A 1,586-nucleotide genomic window follows, 5' to 3' on the forward strand; every position below is an offset into this window, starting at 1 on the left:
AGACGACCATGCTCGATTTGTGGACGGCAATCGATGTCGGCGTGCTGATGGTGACTCACGGCATCGAGGAGGCGCTGGTGCTGGCCACCCGCATTGTCGTGCTGGCGCCCGGACCGGGCCGCGTGGTGCGGAGCTTCGAGCCGGGTTTCTCCAGGCGCTACGCGGCTGGCGAAGCCATTCGCACCATCAAGGCCGATCCGGCTTTTGCCACGGCTCGAGGCGAACTGACCGACGCTATCTTCGAAGGAGAAGCGGCATGACCGTTTCCTCCTACACGGAGCGGCCGGGACACAAGATCGACGAGGCCGACGGCCTTTCGGTGCCGTGGTCGCGGCCCAGCTCGAAACGCACAGGCATTTCGGCGCGCGCGGTTAGCGCGGTCACCATTCTGGTGATGCTGGCGCTGTGGGCGCTGTCGGCCCGCCTGCAACTGGTATCGCCTGTGTTCCTGCCCTCGCCTGCCGCCGTGTGGACCAAGTTCATCGTCGTCGCCCGCGACGGCTTCGTCGATGCGACGCTGCTGCAGCATGCGGTCGCCAGTCTGGGTCGGGTCTTTGCCGCGCTGGCCGCGGCCATCGTTGTCGGTGTGCCGGTGGGTCTGGCCATCGGCATCAGCACGATCGGGCGCGGCATCTTCGATCCGCTGCTGGAATTCCTGCGGCCGATCCCACCGCTCGCCTATCTGCCGCTGGTCATCATCTGGTTCGGCATTGGCGAGCCGTCGAAAATCCTGGTGATCGCCATCGCTATGCTGGCGCCAGTGGCGCTATCGACCGCCTCGGGCGTTCGCGGCGTGTCGCAGGAGCGCATCAACGCAGCGCGCTCGCTTGGCGCGACCCGGGCCCAAGTGGTCCGCCACGTCATCCTGCCCAGCGCGCTGCCATCGATCCTGACCGGCCTGCGCATCGCGCTCGGCGCCGGCTGGTCGACGCTGGTCGCCGCCGAGCTGGTGGCGGCGACGCGCGGGCTCGGTTTCATGATCCAGTCGGCCGCCCAGTTCCTGGTCACCGACGTCGTGGTGATGGGCATATTGGTGATCGCGGCCATCGCCTTCGTGCTCGAATTCACCATCCGCAGGATCGAGCGCGTGCTCGTCCCGTGGGCCGGACGGGAGTGATTGGAACCAGAAGAGCAGGAGAGGATGACGATGATCCATTCCACCGCCGTGCTGTTCGCCCAGTTCGGCAACTGGCTTCTCGCCCGGACCAGGGAAAGCCAGCCGCTTGAACAGCAGCCGAAATCGCCGGCGCCGGTGCGCTGGGATGCCGAGCGCAACCGGCTGCCGCCGCGCGACGAAAGTTTTTACTGGGCCTGGCAGTATTGGTCGCAGTGAGGGGCGGGCGCACCAACGCAGCGATGGAGATGAGCGGCGATCCTTCGCGCCCCCCTCTGTCCTGCCGGACATCTCCCCCACGAAGGGGGAGATTGGTAGCTTCGCCGTCGGGCCCTTTTTCAGCTCTGGAGATTGGCGAAAGCCGAGGTGACAGCCGATCTCCCCCTCGTGGGCAGGGGAATCGCATATGAGTAAGAGTAAGTCTTGCGTTGAGTGGAAAGGTTGATTCTTTAGGTGCCTTCTCTTTGAAGAG

Annotated in this window: 2 protein-coding genes and 1 pseudogene; all 3 read left to right on the top strand. The window is 65.4% G+C overall.

Going from position 1 to position 1,586, the window contains the following annotated elements:
• Nucleotides 1-260: pseudogene (gene tauB / locus NKJ06_RS35365) on the top strand (taurine ABC transporter ATP-binding subunit); the annotation flags it as partial.
• Complete coding sequence (locus tag NKJ06_RS35370) at nt 257-1,117, top strand: ABC transporter permease subunit (RefSeq protein WP_352812559.1); 861 nt, start codon at nt 257-259, stop codon at nt 1,115-1,117. The pseudogene tauB and the gene NKJ06_RS35370, both read left to right, overlap by 4 nt.
• Before the next feature lie 30 nt (nt 1,118-1,147).
• The gene (locus tag NKJ06_RS35375) at nt 1,148-1,333 is read left to right on the top strand and encodes a hypothetical protein (protein WP_352812561.1); all 186 of its coding nucleotides are present in this window, start codon (nt 1,148-1,150) and stop codon (nt 1,331-1,333) included.
• The last annotated feature ends 253 nt before the right edge of the window (nt 1,334-1,586 follow it).

Origin of the sequence: Mesorhizobium sp. M0293, from assembly GCF_040321735.1 — a bacterium.
Classification (GTDB): Bacteria; Pseudomonadota; Alphaproteobacteria; order Rhizobiales; family Rhizobiaceae; genus Mesorhizobium.

Excerpts from the sequence above, each read along its gene's own strand:
- NKJ06_RS35370 (WP_352812559.1), top strand. The coding sequence starts at position 257 with ATGACCGTTTCCTCCTACACGGAGCGGCCGGGACACAAGATCGACGAG.
- NKJ06_RS35375 (WP_352812561.1), top strand. The coding sequence starts at position 1,148 with ATGATCCATTCCACCGCCGTGCTGTTCGCCCAGTTCGGCAACTGGCTT.